Source organism: Nonomuraea sp. NPDC049624, from assembly GCF_040675255.1.
Classification (GTDB): Bacteria; Actinomycetota; Actinomycetes; order Streptosporangiales; family Streptosporangiaceae; genus Nonomuraea.
The window spans coordinates 694,863-713,265 of sequence record NZ_JBFAOR010000002.1; the positions used below are offsets into that span (position 1 = coordinate 694,863).

Annotated in this window: 14 protein-coding genes and 1 other RNA gene; 5 read left to right on the plus strand and 10 right to left on the minus strand. The window is 69.9% G+C overall.

Annotation, left to right across the window (positions count from 1 at the left end):
• Positions 1 to 49 precede the first annotated feature (49 nt).
• Positions 50 to 1,018: a helix-turn-helix domain-containing protein gene (locus AB0J76_RS09465; RefSeq protein WP_352321726.1), complete on the minus strand. Its 969-nt coding sequence runs from the start codon at positions 1,016 to 1,018 to the stop codon at positions 50 to 52.
• A gap of 99 nt (positions 1,019 to 1,117) precedes the next feature.
• Between AB0J76_RS09465 and AB0J76_RS09470 the strand changes: the two genes are divergently transcribed.
• From AB0J76_RS09470 to AB0J76_RS09480, 3 genes are all read left to right on the plus strand, one after another.
• A complete protein-coding gene (locus tag AB0J76_RS09470; RefSeq protein ID WP_352321724.1) occupies positions 1,118 to 1,543 on the plus strand; it encodes a hypothetical protein in 426 nt (141 codons plus the stop codon).
• Between the two features lie 54 nt (positions 1,544 to 1,597).
• Entirely contained in the window at positions 1,598 to 2,059 is a 462-nt protein-coding gene (locus tag AB0J76_RS09475) for an SRPBCC family protein (protein WP_352321722.1), read from the plus strand.
• Positions 2,060 to 2,127: 68 nt separating this feature from the next.
• Entirely contained in the window at positions 2,128 to 3,486 is a 1,359-nt protein-coding gene (locus AB0J76_RS09480; protein ID WP_352321720.1) for a hypothetical protein, read from the plus strand.
• Between the two features lie 90 nt (positions 3,487 to 3,576).
• On the opposite strand, the gene ssrA is transcribed toward AB0J76_RS09480, so the two are convergent.
• The 6 genes from ssrA to prfB form a co-directional block, all read right to left on the minus strand.
• Positions 3,577 to 3,961: a transfer-messenger RNA gene (ssrA, locus tag AB0J76_RS09485) on the minus strand.
• Positions 3,962 to 4,269: 308 nt separating this feature from the next.
• Complete coding sequence (locus tag AB0J76_RS09490; RefSeq protein WP_352321719.1) at positions 4,270 to 6,135, minus strand: penicillin-binding transpeptidase domain-containing protein; 1,866 nt, start codon at positions 6,133 to 6,135, stop codon at positions 4,270 to 4,272.
• A gap of 20 nt (positions 6,136 to 6,155) precedes the next feature.
• Positions 6,156 to 6,623, minus strand: coding sequence for an SsrA-binding protein SmpB (smpB, locus tag AB0J76_RS09495; RefSeq protein ID WP_352321717.1), 468 nt, complete (start codon positions 6,621 to 6,623; stop codon positions 6,156 to 6,158).
• Between the two features lie 23 nt (positions 6,624 to 6,646).
• On the minus strand, positions 6,647 to 7,555 hold the full coding sequence (ftsX, locus tag AB0J76_RS09500) for a permease-like cell division protein FtsX (protein WP_352321716.1): 909 nt from the start codon (positions 7,553 to 7,555) through the stop codon (positions 6,647 to 6,649).
• A gap of 20 nt (positions 7,556 to 7,575) precedes the next feature.
• A complete protein-coding gene (gene ftsE, locus AB0J76_RS09505) occupies positions 7,576 to 8,265 on the minus strand; it encodes a cell division ATP-binding protein FtsE (RefSeq protein WP_020541427.1) in 690 nt (229 codons plus the stop codon).
• Between the two features lie 379 nt (positions 8,266 to 8,644).
• Complete coding sequence (prfB, locus tag AB0J76_RS09510; protein ID WP_352321713.1) at positions 8,645 to 9,763, minus strand: peptide chain release factor 2; 1,119 nt, start codon at positions 9,761 to 9,763, stop codon at positions 8,645 to 8,647.
• A gap of 47 nt (positions 9,764 to 9,810) precedes the next feature.
• On the opposite strand from prfB, the gene AB0J76_RS09515 reads away from it, so the two are divergent.
• A complete protein-coding gene (locus AB0J76_RS09515) occupies positions 9,811 to 10,842 on the plus strand; it encodes a hypothetical protein (protein ID WP_352321712.1) in 1,032 nt (343 codons plus the stop codon).
• A 19-nt stretch (positions 10,843 to 10,861) separates the two neighbouring features.
• Here the strand turns inward: AB0J76_RS09515 and AB0J76_RS09520 are convergent, their stop codons facing one another.
• The 3 genes from AB0J76_RS09520 to AB0J76_RS09530 all read right to left on the minus strand — a co-directional run bounded on the left by AB0J76_RS09520 (position 10,862) and on the right by AB0J76_RS09530 (position 16,731).
• Complete coding sequence (locus AB0J76_RS09520) at positions 10,862 to 15,730, minus strand: NAD-glutamate dehydrogenase (RefSeq protein ID WP_352321710.1); 4,869 nt, start codon at positions 15,728 to 15,730, stop codon at positions 10,862 to 10,864.
• Positions 15,731 to 15,988: 258 nt separating this feature from the next.
• Positions 15,989 to 16,186 (minus strand): zf-HC2 domain-containing protein, encoded by a 198-nt coding sequence (locus AB0J76_RS09525; protein WP_352321708.1) that lies wholly within the window; start codon positions 16,184 to 16,186, stop codon positions 15,989 to 15,991.
• A complete protein-coding gene (locus AB0J76_RS09530; RefSeq protein ID WP_364325670.1) occupies positions 16,186 to 16,731 on the minus strand; it encodes a sigma-70 family RNA polymerase sigma factor in 546 nt (181 codons plus the stop codon). Before AB0J76_RS09530 ends, AB0J76_RS09525 begins: the two co-directional genes overlap by 1 nt.
• Before the next feature lie 162 nt (positions 16,732 to 16,893).
• On the opposite strand from AB0J76_RS09530, the gene AB0J76_RS09535 reads away from it, so the two are divergent.
• On the plus strand, positions 16,894 to 18,354 hold the full coding sequence (locus AB0J76_RS09535) for a DUF1996 domain-containing protein (protein ID WP_352321705.1): 1,461 nt from the start codon (positions 16,894 to 16,896) through the stop codon (positions 18,352 to 18,354).
• Positions 18,355 to 18,403 lie beyond the last annotated feature (49 nt).

Consider the following 18,403-nt stretch of genomic DNA (forward strand, 5'->3'; position numbering starts at 1 on the left):
GTCAGACACCCTAGCCCGTATTGCCCGTTTCGGGCGGGACAAACGGTGATCAACCGGTCGCGGACGACTGGGTCAGCCGGTAGCGGGAGGGCGGGATGCCGTACCGGTCCACGAACGCCTGGCGCAGCGTCTCGGCCGTCCCGAACCCGCAGCGCACGGCGATCGCGGACATGGGCAACGAGGTCGAGGCCAGCAGCTGAGCCGCCCCCTCGGTACGGGCCCGCCGCACGAACCTGCCCGGCGTCTGCCCGAGATGCCGGAGGAACAGCCGGGTGAGATGGCGTTCGCTGACGCCCGCCGCGGCGGCCAGCGTGGCCGCCGTGAGGTCGGCGGCCAGGTTGGCGGAGATGTGCTCGACGACCCGCCTGACCAGGCCGTCGGCGGGCGCCGGCGGGCTGACGAACATGCTCATCTGGGCCTGGTTGCCCGGCCGCTGCAGGTAGGTGACCATGCCGCGGGCCACCGTCCTGGCCAGCTCCGCGCCGTTGTCCTCCTCGACCAGCGCGAGCGTGAGGTCGATCGCGGCGGTGACCCCCGCGGACGTGGCCACCTCGCCGTCGCGGACGAAGATCGGGGCCGGGTCCACGGTGACGCGCGGGTAGCGGGCGGCCATGTCGGCCGCCTCCCGCCAGTGGGTGGTGGCGCGCCTGCCGTCGAGCAGCCCGGCGGCGGCCAGCACGTACGCGCCGGTGCACACCGACGCGACCCGCCTGCTCTCCCGCGCCAGCCTGCGGACATGGCCGACGACCAGCGGGTTCGCCGCGGCGTCCACGTGGCCGGTGCCGCCGGAGACGATGAGCGTGTCGAGCGGCCCGGTGATCCGCTCCAGGGCGAGCTGGGCCTGCAGCACCAGCGCGCCGGCGGTGGTCACGGGGTGGCCGCCGGGGGTGGCCAGCCGTACCTGGTAGTACGGTGAGGCGCCGTGCCAGTTCGCGTTCTCCAGCGTCGAGCTGACGCACGCGATGTCGAGCAGCTCGGCCGCCTCGTAGGCGACGACCACGACCCGCCGGTACTCCATGGCACGACTGTAGGTCCGGAAGACAAAGAACCCAAGTTTCCAGACATGTACGGCTTCGCCCTCTCGTCCCCGTCCCCCCGCCCGGCCACAGTCGGACCCATGACACCGACGCCCCCCGCACCCGCGACCCCCTCCGCCGCCGGACGCCGCTGGTCGAAGTTCGCCCTCCACTACGTGGAGATGATCGTGGCCATGTTCGTCGGCATGTTCGCGCTCGGCGCCCTCCAGTCGGCCGTCGGCCTCTCGGTCTCCCACGAGGAGTCGCCGGAGCTGGCATACCTGATCATGGCCGTGAACATGTCGGTGGGCATGGCGGCCTGGATGCGCTACCGCGGCCACCGCTGGCCGTCGACGCTGGAGATGTGCGCGGCGATGTTCGTCCCGATCGTGCCGCTCTATCCGCTGCTCTGGCTCGGCGTCATCGACGGCGGCGTCCTGATGCTCCTCGCGCACGTCGCGATGTTCCCGCTCATGCTGGCCGCCATGTTCCGACGCCTCGACGAGTACACCGGCTGCGCCCACTAGCCGGCACCCCATCCCCCTCGGCCCCGCGCCCACGGGGATCCCTAAGATGCCGCCATGGCGCGTTTCGAGACCGTGACCCTGGTCTTCGCTCCCCCCGACGTGCTCTTCGACACGTCGCTGTCGGTGGAGACCCACACCGCGTCCATGGCCGGCTCGTCGGAACGCGCGGTCGCGGGCGTCACCACGGGCCTGCTCGGCCTCGGCGACCAGGTCACCTGGCAGGCCAGGCACTTCGGCCTCACCTGGCGGATGACCTCGACGATCAGCGCCTGGGAACGGCCCGGGTACTTCGTGGACGAGCAGGTGTCCGGGCCGTTCCGCCACTGGCGGCACGAACACCGCTTCGAGGCGGCCCCGCACGCGGGCGCCACCCTCATGACCGACGTCGTCGACTTCTCCGCCCCCGCCGGCCCCCTGGGCCGCCTGGCCGAGCTGTTGGTGCTGCGCCGCCACATGACCCACCTCATCAGCCTGCGCAACCAGCACATCAAGACGATCCTCGAACGGTCCCCTTGACCGAACCCGCGCCGCTGGACGGTCGTCCAACCCAGCGGCGAAGGCTGCCGCGAGGAACGGAGACCGGGATGCGCACGAACATCGGGACCGGCCGTCCCCCCGGCGGGGTCGCGCTGCGGCCGCTGCTGGTCCTGGCCCAGCTCGTCGGCGCCTGGGCGGCCGGGTCGGTCTTCCTGCCGACGGCGTGGCTGGTCCTGCTGGCCGTGCTGTTCGCCGGCAGCGAGGCGATGTTCCTCGCCGCCGCCGCACTGGGCGTGGCGGCCCTGCTCGGCTACCTGGTCATCGTGATCGGGGCCACCCGCGGCGTGTCCGTCCTCGGCGCGACGCGCGGCGGCCGGCTCCTGTGGGCGCTGCTGGTGCTGGGCCTGGGAACCGCCGGCTGGGCCCTCGGCTGGGCGGTGACCGACGTCGCCGGCCTCGGGGTGAGCCGCGACATGCTGCTGGCGGCCGTGCTGGGCGGGGTGCCCTACGCCCTCGTGGCCGGGGCGCTGCTGCGCGGGTGGCGCTGCAAGGGGGTGGCGCTGGGGCTGAGCGTGGCGCTCGTGGGGACGGGCGTGGCGGTGCTGCGCCAGGAGCCGCCGGACGACCTGGCGGCCCGCCTGGCGGTGGCCGACCTCCACCGGGAGACCGCGTACGTGGTCGCCGTCCCCGGCTACCGTCCCGACGACAGGGACTACGGCGGCGGGCTGGGCGGCTCCGGCTTCACCCCGGCGGACCCGGCCGCCATCCCGCCCGACCGGTACGTCCGGATCGTCGCCTACGACCGGCTCCTGCCGGGCGCGGCCGTGTGCGGCCAGCCCACCGCGCAGGACGCCGGCCTGCCGGCCGGACCCTGCACGGCCGAGCCCGGCGGCCTGGTCCACCGGCAGGGCCCGGTCGAGCACGGCTACCAGGTACGGGTGGGCCGCCGGTACGTCACGGTGGTGGGGAGCGCCGCCGTCCCCCGCGACCTGCTCCGGTCGGCCGCCCGGAGCCTGCGTCCGGCCGCCGCCCGCGAACTGGGCGACCAGCAGCAGACCGGCGACTACTACGCGGCGCGCGTCCCGGGCTACACCCCCCATCTCACGGGCATCCCGGCGGGCCTGGTCTACACGCCCTCCGACCACACCGGCAACGGGGGCCAGAGCGTCCACATCACGTTGTCCGTGAGCCCGGCCGACGACGACGTCTGCTACCTCGCCGAGAAGTGCGCCCCGGCCGGCTCCGGCCTCACCTACGTCCGCCGCGAGGACACGCACGGTTACGCGGTGCGCCGCGGCACGGTGACCGTCCAGGTGCTCGGCGGCCTGCGGGTGGACGCGAAGCCGCTGCGCCAGGCCGCCCTCGACGCCCGCCCGGCCACCGACGACGAGCTGCGCCGCCTGCTGCCCCCGCTGGAGCCGCGTACCCCCCTCGACCGCCTCCGCCGGTGGCTGCGCACGTTCTAGTGGACGCGCACGCTGGTGGACGCGCACGCCCCCGGACAGCGAAAAGCCTCCGACCCGCCGAGGTCATCGGCAGGTCGGAGGCTTTTGATCACGTGGAGGTGGCGGGAATCGAACCCGCGTCCTTCAATCCCAAGTCAGGGCTTCTCCGGGCGCAGCCTGCTGTGCTTTTCTCAGCCCCGGCGATCACGCAGGCGAGTCGCCGACGGGCTCAGCCACTGTTTGATTTCCCGATCTCCCCCGTGGCCGGGTCGATCGGTTGAGCCTTCTAGCGATGCCAGACACCGGGCCGAAGGCACTCCCGGGCTGACAGAGGTTTCGCTACTTAGGCAGCGAGAGCCAGGGAACCCTGGCTGACCTCAGTGCGCTTGGAATTGGCACTTATTGGTTTGCGGTCACAGGATTAACGAGGTTATGTCCGCAGTCCTCGGCCCGCTTCACCTGGCTTGCAAGATCGAAGTCGAAGCCAGTCACCCCCTGTGCAGTTGTCAACACGCCTCACGCTGATCGCTGATCACACAGAGACGAGCAACACTGAATCTACAGGGGACAACGCCCCCAACGCCAACTTAATTCCAGCATGGCGAAACCCCCGGGAGCGTGGCACAGCAGCACGCGCTCCCGGGGGCCGACCGGCAGGGTCGAGCCGGTCCGGACGGCAGGACTTCCCCCGAGATGAAGTCCTGATCTCATCACGGCGACTGAGTCCGCAACCCCCCGAGCGGGCCCAGTCATTCAGTAAGACGCAGCCGCGACGCGGAACGGTTGCTCGCCGTCACAAGATTTTCACGCAGGGTCACGAAGGCCCGAGAAGAAGCTGCCCGCTATGGCCGCCGCGTCGTAGCTCTTGGCCAGGACGGCGATCGCCACGTCGCCCTGCCAGCCGACGAACCAGGTCATCGGCTTGTCCTGGGTGCCCGCCGTCGCGCGCACGCCGTAGACCCTGCCCCGGCCCGCCTGGGCGGGGCTGCCGACCGCCCCGGCGCGCATCATCGCGGTCAGCGCCGTGCGCACCTTCGGATCCATCGGGACGGCGTCCGGCTGCTTGGCCGGGACGACCTCCGCCGCCGGATCGGGCGACGTGGGCGCGGTCACGAGCACCGGCGGCCGCCAGGTGCCCGACCCCACGGCCGCCGCGACCAGCGCCATCGACAGCGGGCTGACCTCGACGGTCTGGCCGGCGATGGCCCTGGCCTTGTCGGCGTCGCTGGACAACTCGGGCATCGCCCCGCTGAACGACTTCAGCGGCAGCCGCCACGGCTGGCCGATGCCGAAGTCCTTGGCGCTCGCGGCCAGGCCGCCGGCGCTGGCCCGGCGGGCCAGCGAGGCCAGCGCGGTCACGCAGCCCTTGGCGAAGTTGTCCTGGAACGTGGCCGACGACGTGACCCCGGCGGTCTGGCTGGCGTGCACGAACTTGGCGCCGCCCACCGTGCGCTCGGCCGGGCAGGCCAGCCGCTGCTTGGTGCTGACGCCGCTTTTGATCAGCGCGTCGGCCGCCACGATCGAGAAGGCCGTGCCTGCCGGGAATCTGCCCGCCAGCGCGTCCTTCTCCTGGTTGAGCCCGCTGGTGCCGACCGCCAGGATCTCGCCGGTGTCGCGCTGCACGGCCACCAGCGCGCTGGTGGCCGTCTCGGCCACCGCCCGCTCGGCCGCCGCCTGGGCGCGGCTGTCGATCGTGGTCTTGACCGAGACGTTCTGGCGGCCCGGCCACTCCTGCAGCTTGGCCACCTGCCGGCCGGTCTTGAGATCGAGGGTGATCACCCTCGTCTCGGTGGAGCCGGTCAGATAGTCCTGGTACGCCTGCTGCAGGCCGCTCTGGCCGATCGAGTCGCCGGCCCGCTGGGGGCCGCCGAGCTTCTGCTCGTCCTCGGGGGTGAGGGCGCTGACCTTGCCGACGATCTGCTTGGGGGCGGCCGGGTCGATGGGCTGCGGCTGCGGGTCGGTCTGGATGCCGGAGATGCCGGCCAGCTTCGACTTCATCGACAGGTAACGCGAGCGCCCGAACGTGACCAGCGGCACGAACTTGTCGGGCGGCGAGGACCTGATCCGGCTCAGCAGCCGGTCCTGGGCGTAGCCGGTGATCGCCGACAGCTTGGCCACGACCTCCTCGGCCCGGTTGCCCAGCGCGGACGGCACCACGCCCACGACGTAGACGTAGAGCTCGTTCTGCAGGGGGTCGTCGGTCCGGTCGACCACGGGCTGGCGCGGCTTGGGGTTGGTCTCGACCGCGAACCGCTGGCCCTCCTTGAGCTGCGGGTGCAGCACCGACGGCGACCAGCGCACCTTCCACCTGCCGTCGACCAGGTGCAGCGGCAGCGAGCCGTCGTACGCCCAGAGCGGGGTGTTCTCCCCCAGGTCGACCTCGGCGCGGAAGTCGGCCTTGGACTCCTCGCCGGTCACGCTCACGCTCTTGATCTTGAAGCGGAACGAGGCCGCGTCGAGCTCCAGCTTGGCGTTGGCCAGGGCCTTGCCCACCTTGGCGGGGTCGCCGTCGGTGCGGCCCGCGGCCAGGGCGTAGTCCTCGGACTGCCAGCCCACGAGGAAGTCGCGCACCGCGTCGTGCGGCGAGGACTCCTCGAAGCAGCCGGTCAGCGTCATGCTCGCGACCGCCAGGGTGACGGTCGCGGCAAGGGTGCGGCGCGCGCGTGTCATCGGTTAGAGTGCCGCCGCTCTCATCGGTTGCGGTGCCGCAGGGCCCGCGCCATCTCCCGCTTGGCCTGCTGCTCGGCCAGCGACTGCCGCTTGTCCCAGTCCTTCTTGCCCCGGGCGACGGCGATCTCGACCTTGGCCCGGCCGTCCTGGAAGTACAGGACCGTGGGGACGATCGTGAGGCCGCCCTCCTTGGTCATGGCGGCCAGCTTCTCGATCTCCTTGCGGTGCAGCAGCAGCTTGCGCTTGCGCTTGGCGGCGTGGTTGGTCCACGTGCCCTGCATGTATTCGGGGATGTGCACGTTGAGCAGCCACGCTTCGCCATCGTCGATGCTGGCGTAGCCGTCGACGAGCGAGGCGCGGCCCTCGCGGAGCGACTTCACCTCCGTGCCCTGGAGCACGAGCCCCGCCTCGAAGGTGTCCTCAAGGTGGTAGTCGTGCCGGGCCCGCTTGTTCTGGGCGATGACCTTCCGCCCGGTCTCACGTGGCATGCTTCGACCTTACCGGCGATTCCTCACACCCTGAGGTATCGGCGGAGCGTCACGAACGAGGCCAGCACACAGATCACGACGCCGATGGCCATGGTGAGCGTGATGGTCTGGGCCACCGCGTCCCAGCCGAGCTGGGCCATGCCGCTGCCGAAGTAGCCGGCGATCTCCTCGAACAGCAGGACCTTCGTCACGATCAGGATGATGGCCGCGAAGACGCCGCCGATCAGACCGGCGATCACGCCTTCCATGACGAACGGCAGCTGGATGTAGAGGTTGGAGGCGCCAACCAGGCGCATGATCCCCGTCTCCCGGCGCCGGTTGAACGCCGACAACCGGACCGTGTTGCCGATCAGCAGCGCCGCGGCCAGCACCAGGACGATGGCGACGGCAAGCGCGTAGAAGGACAGCTTGTCGAGCAGGTCGAAGAACTTGCCGATGAGCTGCTTGTGGTCCATCACCTGGGACACGCCCGGCTGGCCCTTCACGGCGTCGATCACCGGCTGGTAGTTGTCGGGATCGACCAGCTTCACGCGGAACGACTGCGGCATGTCCTCGACCCTGGTGGCCTGGACGAGCGTCGGGCTGGCCTGGTAGGCCGTCTTGAAGTTCTCGTACGCCGTGCTCTGGTCCTCGTAGAAGACCTCCTTGACGCCCTGGAGGCTCTCAAGACGGGTCTTCAACGCCTTGGTCTGGGCCGGCGTGACGGCCTTGCCGTTGCACTCGGGGATCGCGGTGCCCTTGGTGCACAGGAAGACCGAGATCTCGACCTTGTCGAACCAGAACGACTTGAGCATGGAGACCTGGGCGTTGATCATCAGGCCGACGCCCAGCATCGCCATGCCGACTGCCACGGTGATGACGACCGCGATCGTCATGGTCAGGTTGCGACGGAGGCCGATCCAGACCTCGGAGAAGATGAAGTTCGCCCGCATGTTGTGTCTGCCGCTCCCTGTCAGTACGCCTGGCCGTACACGCCACGCGACTGGTCACGGACGATCTTCCCGTCCTCCAGCTCGACGACGCGTTTGCGCATGGAGTCCACGATGGCCGCGTCGTGCGTGGCCATGACGACCGTGGTGCCAGTTCGGTTGATGCGGTCGAGCACCTTCATGATGCCGATGCTCGTCGCGGGGTCGATGTTGCCCGTGGGCTCGTCGGCCAGCAGGATCATCGGCCGGTTGACGAACGCGCGGGCCATGGCGACACGCTGCTGCTCGCCGCCGGACAGCTCGTCGGGCATGCGATGGGCCTTGCCCTCCAGGCCGACCAGCTCGATGACCTCGGGCACGACCTTGCGGATGAACCGCCTGGGCTTGCCGATCACCTCTAGGGCGAACGCCACGTTCTCGTAGACGTTCTTGTTCGGGAGCAACCTGAAGTCCTGGAAGACGCAGCCGATGCGGCGGCGCAGGTGAGGCACCTTGAAGTTGGAGAGGCGGGCCAGATCCTTGCCGGCGACGTGGATCGCCCCGGAGTTGGGCCGCTCCTCCTTCAGGACCAGACGCAGGAACGTGGACTTGCCTGACCCCGAAGGGCCGACGAGGAACACGAACTCGCCCTTGTCCACGTCGACGGAGACGTGGTCGAGAGCGGGCCGGTTCTGGTTCGCGTAGACCTTGGTGACATTATCGAAATGGATCACGAGAGCATCACGGCATGCCAGTCTAGGGGTCAGGACGGAAGCGAGGGTGGCACATGCCCATTTCCCGCCGCCGGCCGATCGGGGGCGCCGTCTTTACTGATGATCGACGTTCCGATTGGCCAGACGACAGTCTAGGGGGAAGACTGGCATGGAACGTCCATAACGGAAACAAAACGATTGTGCGGCTAGACTTGGGGCTGTCATGAGTTGTGAACACCTCGTATGCGCGCAGTGCGCCCACCCCGTGATCGAGGGCCGCTGCCCCCTCTGCCGAGCCAACAGGGAGCGGATGCACAGTCACGGCTTCGCCGGACTGTCACCCGCCCTCGTCGTCGTCCTGCTCCTCGTGCTGCTCTTCGCGACGCTGGTGCTCAGGCACCTAGTCGGTGGCGCCTGACTCCGCCCTGCGCATCCAGCGGATCTCCGACTCGATGAACCCGTCGAGGTCGCCGTCGAGCACCGCCGACGGGTTGCCCGCCTCCGTGCCCGTGCGCAGGTCCTTCACGATCTGGTACGGGTGCAGCACGTAGTTGCGGATCTGCGTGCCCCATGACGTGGTGGTCGCGCCACGCAGCTCCGACATCTTCTCCGCCTCCTCCTGCCGCTTGCGCTCCAGCAGCTTGGCCTGGAGCACGTTCATGGCCGAGGCGCGGTTCTGGAGCTGGGAGCGCTCGTTCTGGCAGGAGACCACGATGCCGGTGGGCAGGTGGGTGATGCGCACCGCCGAGTCGGTGGTGTTGACGCCCTGCCCGCCGGGGCCCGAGGACCGGTAGACGTCGACCCGCAGGTCGTCCTCGTTGATGTCGATGTGGTCGGTCTGCTCGACGACCGGCACGATGTCGACGCCCGCGAACGAGGTCTGGCGGCGGCCCTGGTTGTCGAACGGGCTGATGCGGACCAGCCGGTGGGTGCCGTGCTCGCCGCGCAGCGTGCCGTAGGCGTAGGGGGCCTTGATGGTGAACGTGGCCGACTTGATGCCGGCCTCCTCCGCGTAGGAGGTGTCGTAGACCTCGGTGGAGTAGCCCTTGCGCTCGGCCCACCGCAGGTACATGCGCAGCAGCATCTCGGCCCAGTCGGCGGCGTCGACGCCACCGGCCTGGGAGTTGATGGTGACGAGCGCCTCGCGGGCGTCGTACTCGCCCGACAGGAGCGTGCGCACCTCAAGGGCGCCGATGTCGGTCTTGAGCGTCTCCAGCTCCTTGTCGGCCTCGAGGCGCGTGTCGTCGTCGCCTTCCTCGGCCGCGAGCTCGTAGAGCACCTTCAGGTCGTCGAGACGGCGCGCGACGCCCTCGACGCGGTTGAGCTCGCCCTGGAGGTGGGAGAGCTTGCTGGTGACCTTCTGCGCCTGCTCGGGGTCGTCCCACAAGTCTGGGGCGGCAACCTGCTGCTCCAGCTCCTCGATCTGCTTGCGCATCGCGTCGAGGTCGAGCACGTCCTGGATGCTGCGGAGCGTGTTCGCGAGCTCGTTGATCTCTTCTGCCGGATCGATGCCTGCCACGTCTCCCTAGGGTACGCGACCCTCGCGTGCACGAATAACATGGCGAGGTGCGTGCATACGGTCGGGGGAAGATGCTGGCGCTCGCCGTCGGCGTGCTGGCCGCGGCGACCGCGTGCACAGGCCCTGCTCAGACGTCCCCGGCGGTGACCCAGGGAAAGGCGGGCGCCACCGGCGCGGCGAGCCCCTCGCCCAGCGCGCCGCCGCCCGCCGTCACGCGTCAGGAGGCGGCCGAGGCGGTCGCCGAGATTTTGCCCACCGACGACGTGCTGCGCGTGGAGAGCCCCGTGACGGGGCGGCTGTTCCTCGGCACCGACCTGGTCCGCGACGGTCAGCTGGCGCTCACGCAGGCCGCCTTCGAGTCCACCGGCGACCGCCCGCCGCGCTACTCCTGGGGCTCGCCCACCCTCTACGTGCCCAGGTTCGCCCAGGGCGAGCGGGCGCCCTGGTTCAGCGCGCTGGCCACCCGCAACGGGCAGCCGACGCTGCTGACGTTCGCCAAGAGCGGCGACGACTGGCTGCTCAGCTCGGCCGCGCAACTGCTGCCGGGCCAGGAGCTGCCGCGGGTGCGGCTCGACGCCGACGGCTACGCCACGGCGCTGACGCCCGACGACAAGACCGTCACGATCAGCCCCCAGTACATGGGCCCGGTGCACGCCAGCGTGGCCGAGACCGGGTCGGCCGGGGTGACGGCGGGCCTGCTCGCCGACGGGCCGTACACGACGGAGGTGGCCAGGCAGATCGCCGCCGACCGCGAGAAGGCCAAGAAGGACGGGTTCAGCTACGACTCGATCTTCAGCGCCGACAACTGGCCGGTCTACGCGCTGCGCACGGCCGACGGCGGCGCGCTGATCCAGTACTCGCTGTCGCGCAACACCTCGACCCGCACCGTCGCCAACAACACCTACATCATCCCGGTGCCGCCGGAGGCGGGCTGGGCCATCTCGACCTCGTCGGTGCGCCGCAGCCTCAAGCTCACCGAGGTCCACCAGTACGCCACGGCGGTGCCCCCGCTGTCGGCCCCGGCCGCCGCCCGGGTCGTCGCCCACGACGGAGCCCTCACCCGCGCCAGCGGCGAGTGAGGGCCCCTCCGGGCGGTTCCTACGCCTCCGTGTGAGGCAGGTTGCTGGCGGCCACCAGCGTGCGGATCGCGCGCAGGGCCACCGAGAGCGTCGCCAGGTCGAAGTGGTCGCTCTCCCAGATCTCCGACAGCGTCTGGCGGGCGCGTCCCACGGCGGCCGAGTTGCCGTCGGTCCACCGGGCCAGCCGCTCCTCGGGCGGCAACCCGGACGTGCTGTGGGCCAGCACGTCACGGGTCAGCGAGGCGTGCGCGGCGTACAGGTCGTCGCGCAGCGCCGAGCGGGCGATGGAGTTCCACCGGTTGTCCCTGGGCAGGGCGATGACGCGTTCGCGCAGACGGGCCAGCTGCAGGCGGTCGGCCAGGTCGAAGTAGACCTCCGCCACCTCGTTCACCGGACGGCCCGTCACGGACGCCACCTCGACCAGGTCCAGCGTCGAGTACGCGGGCACCATCGCGGCCACCCGCTCGGCCAGCTCCTGCGGCACCCCGCGGGCCACGAAGGAGTCGCGGCGCTCCTCGTACGCGGCCAGGTCGGGCCCGGTGAGCAGCTTGGGGATGTGCGCGGACAGCCCGTTGACGCCCTTGAGGAAGAAGCCGACCGACCCGGCCAGGTCGAGCGGCGGACGCCGGTTGACCAGCAGCCAGCGGGTGCCGCGCTCGACCAGCTTGCGGGCCTCCAGCAGCATGGCGATCTGCGTGGCGGTGTCGACCTCGTTGTCCAGCGCCTCCACGGCCCGGTAGAAGCTCGGCAGGTCGAAGACCTCCCGCGCCACCAGGTACGCCCGCACGATGTCGGACGTGGAGGCGCCGGTCTCCTCCGCGAAGCGGAACATGAACGTGGTGCCCATGGCGTTGACCAGCTCGTTCACCACGCAGGTCGTGATGATCTCGCGCCGCAGCGGGTGGGCGTCCATGTACGTCCGGAACCGCTCGCGCAGGGCCGACGGGAAGTACGACACCAGCCACGACGCCAGGTACGGGTCGTCGGGCAGGTCGGAGCCCAGCACCTCGGCGTCGGCCACCAGCTTGGTGTAGGCCAGCAGGACCGAGAACTCCGGTGCGGTCAGCCCGAGCCTGGCCTGCCGCCGCTCGGCCAGCGTCTTGTCCGAGGGCAGGAACTCCAGCTCCCGGTTGACCAGCCCGTCGCGTTCGAGCTTGCGCAGGTAGCGGGCGTGGATGTGGAGCATCTCGACCGCCTGGGCGCGGGTCGCGTCGAGCACCACGTTCTGGGCGTGGTTGTCGCGCAGCACCAGCTCGGCGACCTCGTCGGTCATCGACGTGAAGACCTGGTTGCGCTGCTTGTCGGTCAGCTCGCCGTCGCGCACGACCTGGTCGAGCAGGATCTTGATGTTCACCTCGTGGTCGGAGGTGTCCACGCCGGCCGAGTTGTCGATGAAGTCGGTGTTGACCAGGCCGCCGTTCAGGGCGAACTCGATGCGGGCGAGCTGGGTGAAGCCCAGGTTGCCGCCCTCGCCGATGACCTTGCAGCGCAGGTCGCCGGCGTTCACCCGGAGCGTGTCGTTGGCCTTGTCGCCGACGTCGGCGTGGGACTCCGAGCCGGCCTTGACGTAGGTGCCGATGCCGCCGTTCCACAGCAGGTCGACGGGGGCCCGCAGGATGGCGCTGATCAGGTCGTTGGGGGCCAGCGAGCTGACGCCCGCCTCGATGCCCAGCGCCTCGCGCATCTGCGGGGTGATCTGGATCGACTTGGCCGTACGCGGGAACACGCCGCCGCCGGCGGAGATCAGCGAGGGGTCGTAGTCGTCCCAGGAGCTGCGCGGCAGGTCGAACAGGCGCTGCCGCTCGGCGAACGAGCGGGCCGCGTCGGGCGTCGGGTCGATGAAGACGTGCCGGTGGTCGAAGGCGGCCACCAGCCGGATGTGCTGGGAGAGCAGCATGCCGTTGCCGAAGACGTCGCCGGACATGTCGCCGATGCCGGCCACGGTGAAGTCGGTGGTCTGCACGTCCACGCCCATGGTGCGGAAGTGGTACTTGACCGACTCCCAGGCGCCGCGGGCGGTGATGCCCATGGCCTTGTGGTCGTAGCCGACCGAGCCGCCGGAGGCGAAGGCGTCGCCGAGCCAGAAGCCGTACTCCTTGGCCACGCTGTTGGCGATGTCGGAGAAGGTGGCGGTGCCCTTGTCGGCGGCGACGACGAGGTAGGTGTCGTCGCCGTCGTGCCTGACCACGTCGGCCGGCGGCACGACCTTGCCGTCCACCAGGTTGTCGGTGATGTCGAGCAGGCCGGAGATGAACATCCGGTAGCAGGCCACGCCCTCGGCCAGCACGTCCTCGCGGGCGCCGGACGCGGGCGGCTGCTTCACCACGAACCCGCCCTTGGACCCGGTGGGCACGATGACGGTGTTCTTCACCATCTGCGCCTTGACCAGGCCGAGGATCTCCGTCCTGAAGTCCTCCATGCGGTCGGACCAGCGCAGGCCGCCGCGGGCGACCTTGCCGAAGCGCAGGTGCACGCCCTCGACGCGGGGCGAGTACACGAAGATCTCGTACTTCGGCCGCGGCAGCGGCAGCACGCTGATCGCCTGCGGGTCGACCTTCAGCGAGATGTACGGCTTGCGCTGCCCGTCGACCGTCTGGAAGTAGTTGGTGCGCAGGGTCGCCTGGATCATCTCCAGGTAGGCCCGCAGGATGCGGTCCTCGTCGAGGGAGGCCACCTCGTCGAGGGCGCCCAGGATCTCCTCGTTGAGCGCGTCCACGAGGTCGACCCGCACGTCGTCGCCGCGCCTCGGGTCGAGCTTGGCCTCGAACAGGCGGACCAGCAGCCGGGCCAGCCGCACGTTGCCCAGCAGCACGCGTTCCATGTAGAGCTGCGAGAACGTGCTGCCGGCCTGCCGCAGGTACTTGGCGTAGACCCGCAGGATCTCGACCTGCTCCCAGGTCAGGCCGGCCCGCAGGATGAGGGCGTTGAAGTTGTCGGCCTGGACCCGGCCCTGCCACAGGGCGCTCAGGCCGTCCTGGAAGAGCCGCTTGAAGTCGTTCCTGTCCACCTCGTCCGAGGGGGTGTAGCGCAGGCCGAAGTCGTAGATCCAGGCGTTCTTGGTGCTCGCGTCGCCGTCCCGGTCGATCTCGTACGGCCGCTCGTCCACGACCTCGACGCCGAGCCGCTGGATCAGGGGCAGCGCCTCCGACAGGGAGATCGGCGAGCCGACCTTGTAGATCTTCAGCCGCCGCTCGCCCTCGGCGGCGTCGTACGGCTCGTAGAGGTTGATCGCCACCTCCTCGCCGTCGGCGACGAGCTGCTCCAGGCGGCGCAGGTCGACCACGGCGACCTTGGGCGGGAAGTCGGCCTTGTACCCCTCGGGGAAGGCGGAGACGTACCTCCTGGCCAGCGCGGGGGCCTCCTCCTCGGAGGTCATCTCGTCGAGGGCGGCGGCCAGGTCGTCCTCCCAGGAGCGGGTGAGCGCGGCCAGACGCGCCTCCAGCTCCTCCACGTCGACGCTCGGCGCGGGGAGCTGCTTGCCGCGCTCGCCGCGCACGACCACGTGCAGCCGGGCCAGCACGGACTCGCCGATCATCGCGCTGTAGTCGAGCGACCTGCCGCCGAGCGCCTTGAGCAGCACCTCCTGCATCTTCAGCCGCACCTTGGTGGTGTAGCGGTCGCGGGGCAGGTAGATCAGGCAGGAGATGTAGCGGCCGTAGTCGTCGCGCCGCAGGAAGAGCTTGACCTGCTTGCGCTCGCGCAGCCGCAGCACGCCGAGCGCGATCGGCAGGAGCTGGGCGACCGAGGTCTGGAACAGCTCGTCGCGCGGGAACGTCTCCAGGATCTCGATCAGGTCCTTGCCGTCGTGGCTGTCGGGCGCGTGGCCGGCGGCGTTGAGCACCTCGGCCAGCTTGCGCCGCAGCACGGGGATCCTGGAGATCGACTCGTTGTAGGCCACGTGCGTGAGCAGGCCGAGGAAACGACGCTCTCCGATCACCTCGCCCTCGGGCGAGAACAGCTTGACCCCGATGTAGTCGAGGTAGGTCGCGCGGTGGACGGTGGCCCGGCTGTTGGCCTTGGTGATGATCACGAGCTGCTTCTCGCGGGCCTTGGCGCGCACCTCCGCGGGCAGCGCGGAGAAGCTGTCGGAGCCCACCTTGTCGTCGCGCAGGATGCCGAGCGCGGCGCCGGGCAGGGCCTTCAGCATCTCGCCCTGGTCGGTGTGCTCCAGCCGGTACTCGCGGTAGCCGAGGAACGTGAAGTGCCCGTCGGCGAGCCAGCGCAGCAGGTCGAGGCTGTCCTCGACCTCGGCGGGCTCCAGCGGCGGCGGGTTCATGCTCAGGTCTTCGGCCGTCTGGACGGCCAGGGCCCGCATCTTCCTGAAGTCCTCGACCGCGTACCGCACGTCGGCGAGCACCCGCTGCAGGTCAGCCTCGACGCGCCTGAGCACCGCGGGGTCGGCCTGGCGGTCGATCTCGATGTGGATCCACGACTCCACCAGCATCTGGCCGGTGACGTCCTCCTGGCCGCGGCCGAGCATCCGGCCCGTCATGTCGCGGCGCACCCGCATCTGGGGGTGGACCACGAGGTGGGTGCCGATGTCCTGCCGGTCGAGCTCCATGGTGACCGAGTCGACGAGGAACGGCATGTCGTCGGTGACCACCTCGACGACCGAGTGCCCGGGGTCCCAGCCGTTCTCCTCCAGCGTGGGGGTGTAGGCGCGGACCACGGCCCGGCCCTGGGGGCGTACCTCGGCGAGCTGCCGCTGGGACATCGCCGGGCCGTACACGTCGACGGGGTTGCGGTCGAGCAGGTCCTCGGGTGCGACATGGCGGTAGTAGAACCGCAGGAAGGAGAGGGCCTCCTCCGCGCTCATGTGCTCGCTGCCGACCGCGCAACTCTCCGCGGCTCTTTGCAGCAGCTCATCCTTGGCCTCGTCGAGCGGCATTTCGCTCTCACTCCTTTGTGAGGGTTTGCCATGACTGTTCATAGCCAGGCTCTTAGTTCCCATAGCGAGGGGAAGTAGTGCAGACGGGTACGTCCGCGGAGATGGGCGACACCTGGTCGCCTTCCTCGCCGGACCGCCGGCGCGGGGGGAACGGGCGCATCACCGTCGATGCCCACCGAACACCTCCCCCTGAACGCCCGGCCCTGATTCCGGGCGTGTGCCTCGCCGTACCGATATCACCCGAAAAGGGCATAGACGTCAACGTGACATCGACATGGGGGGATCGTCGCCGGAGGCCGAGGGGGCGGTCTTGAGGTCGTCGAGCCGGTCGGGAAGCTCGGCCAGCTCCAGGAGCTCGGCCTGGCACCGCTCGCACGCGTCGAGGTGGCGTTCGAACGCCTCGTGCTCCTCTTCGTCGAGGACGCCGAGGACGTAGGCGGCCACCCCGTCGTGCATCAGCCGGCTACCCCCTTGTCACGCAGCTGTTCGCGGAGAGCCCGGATCCCGTAGTAGAGCCGGGACTTCACCGTGCCCGGCGGAATCCCCAGAATCTCCGCCGCTTCACTTATCGTACGGTCTCGGAGGTAGGTCTGCTCAATGACTTCGCGGTGTTCGGCGGACAGGCTGCGCAGCGCGTCGGCGACGACGATCGCCGACAGGGCGCGCTCGGAGCCGTCCGGCACCGACATCTGGTCGACTTCGGGCGGCTCGACCTCGTGAGGCCGGGCGCTCTTCCGTCGGCGTCCGTCGATGACGATGCGGCGGGCCACTGTCAGCAGCCACGCCCATAAAAGGCTCGGTTCCCATTGCAGTCTTGCCGAGTTTCGCCAGGCCCTGACCAGGGTCTCCTGTACGACGTCCTCGGCCCATTGCAGATCGTTTCCGGTCGATTTGCGTACGTGGCGCAGCAGAGGGCCGCCGAACTCCTGGTAGAGCACCGCGATGCGATGTTCCGCCTCGGCATCCGCACTCTCGAACCTGCCGTCGAGGTGACCTAGCACGGGGCACATCTTTACACCTTCGTTATCGGTCCGGCAGCCACTCCGATAACTCCAGTTATTTCTAACTATCTCCGGTCATGGGTGAACCTGATGGTGTAAGCCCGCGTACCTCCCACCATGCAACGGCTGACAACCATGAGAACCGGGCGCATGGCCGCGGCCATGACCGCTCTTGCCGTGGCGGCGGGCGGCCTGGTGTCCGCCGCCGTCATCGGCGTGGCGCCGGCGCGGGCCGACCACTGCGACCCGGCCCAGGCGAGCCAGGACGACGGCCGCCGCCAGCGCGACCGGGCCCCCGACCAGCAGGCCCCTGACCAGCAGGACCCGGACCAGCAAGCACCCGACCAGCAGAACCCGGACCAGCAAGCACCGGATCAGCAGGCGCCCGACCAGCAGTTCCCTGACCAGCAAAGACCGGATCAGCAGGCGCCGGACCGGCAGGGGCGGGGCGGGGATCGGCAGGTGCAGGGCAGCGGGATCGTGCTGCGCGACCCGGCGCGGTCGCCGGAGCCGGAGGACTCCGGCGACGCCCTGTTCCGCCGCGACCGTTCCCCCCGCACCCCCACGGCCGCTCCCCAGGACCCCCAGAACCCGCGCGACCCCCAGGACCCCCAGGATCCCCAGAACCCGCAGGATCCCCAGGACCCCCAGAACCCTCAGGACCCGCAGGACCCCGGCGACCAGTCGCAGGACCGGCGTGGCCGGCCGACCCGGACCGCCTCCCCCTCCCCCACGGCCTCCCAGGACGACGACTGCAAGGACCTCGGTCCCTTCGTCACGGACTTCGTGGACATCCGCCAGGTCCAGCCCCTGCGGCTCGACGCCGGCATCGGACGGAACGGCTCACGTGGCACGTTCGTCGCCCAATGCGGCACCAACCGCAACGGTCACAACAACCCCGACAACTTCATCGTGGCCCCCGGCGTCAGCAACGGCGCCCACCACCTGCACGACTACGTCGGCAACCTGTCCACGGACGGCTTCTCCACCGACGAGAGTTTGGCCGCCGCCGGAACCACCTGCCGCCTAGGGGATAAATCCACTTACTTCTGGCCAGTTCTGCGCGACCGCAAAGTGGACGCGAACGTCCAGGACCCCGACGGCAACGTGGGCCGGGTGATCCGCGCCGGCACGGTGAGCCTGCAGTTCCGGGGCAACGCGACCTCCAGGGTCGTCGCGATGCCGAGGTTCCTGCGCCTGATCACCGGCGACGCCAAGGCGGGGACGAACGGCGCCGCGAACGCCCGAGCCCGCTGGAGCTGCACAGGATTCACAAATCGCATAAGTCCCGATAAATATCCGCTTTGCCCGCGCGGAAGTCAGGTTCTTCGTATTCTGGATTTCCCCAGCTGCTGGGACGGTCAGAACACCGACAGCGCCAATCACCGCACGCACGTGGTCTTCCCCGGGCAGAACGGCGCTTGTCCGCAAGGCACCAGGGCGATTCCGCAACTGCGCATGCTCCTCGCCTACACGGTTCCACAGGGTCCGTCGTTCGCCGTGGACGCGTTCCCTGAACAGAAGCACAACCCGGTCACCGACCACGCGGACTTCGCCAACGTCATGCCCGAACGGCTGATGCAGTTCGTCGTCTCGTGCATCAACCGGGGTCGCCGCTGCTGACACGTCCCCATCAGCCTTCCGAGTCGTACCCTCACCCGACCTTGGAGGG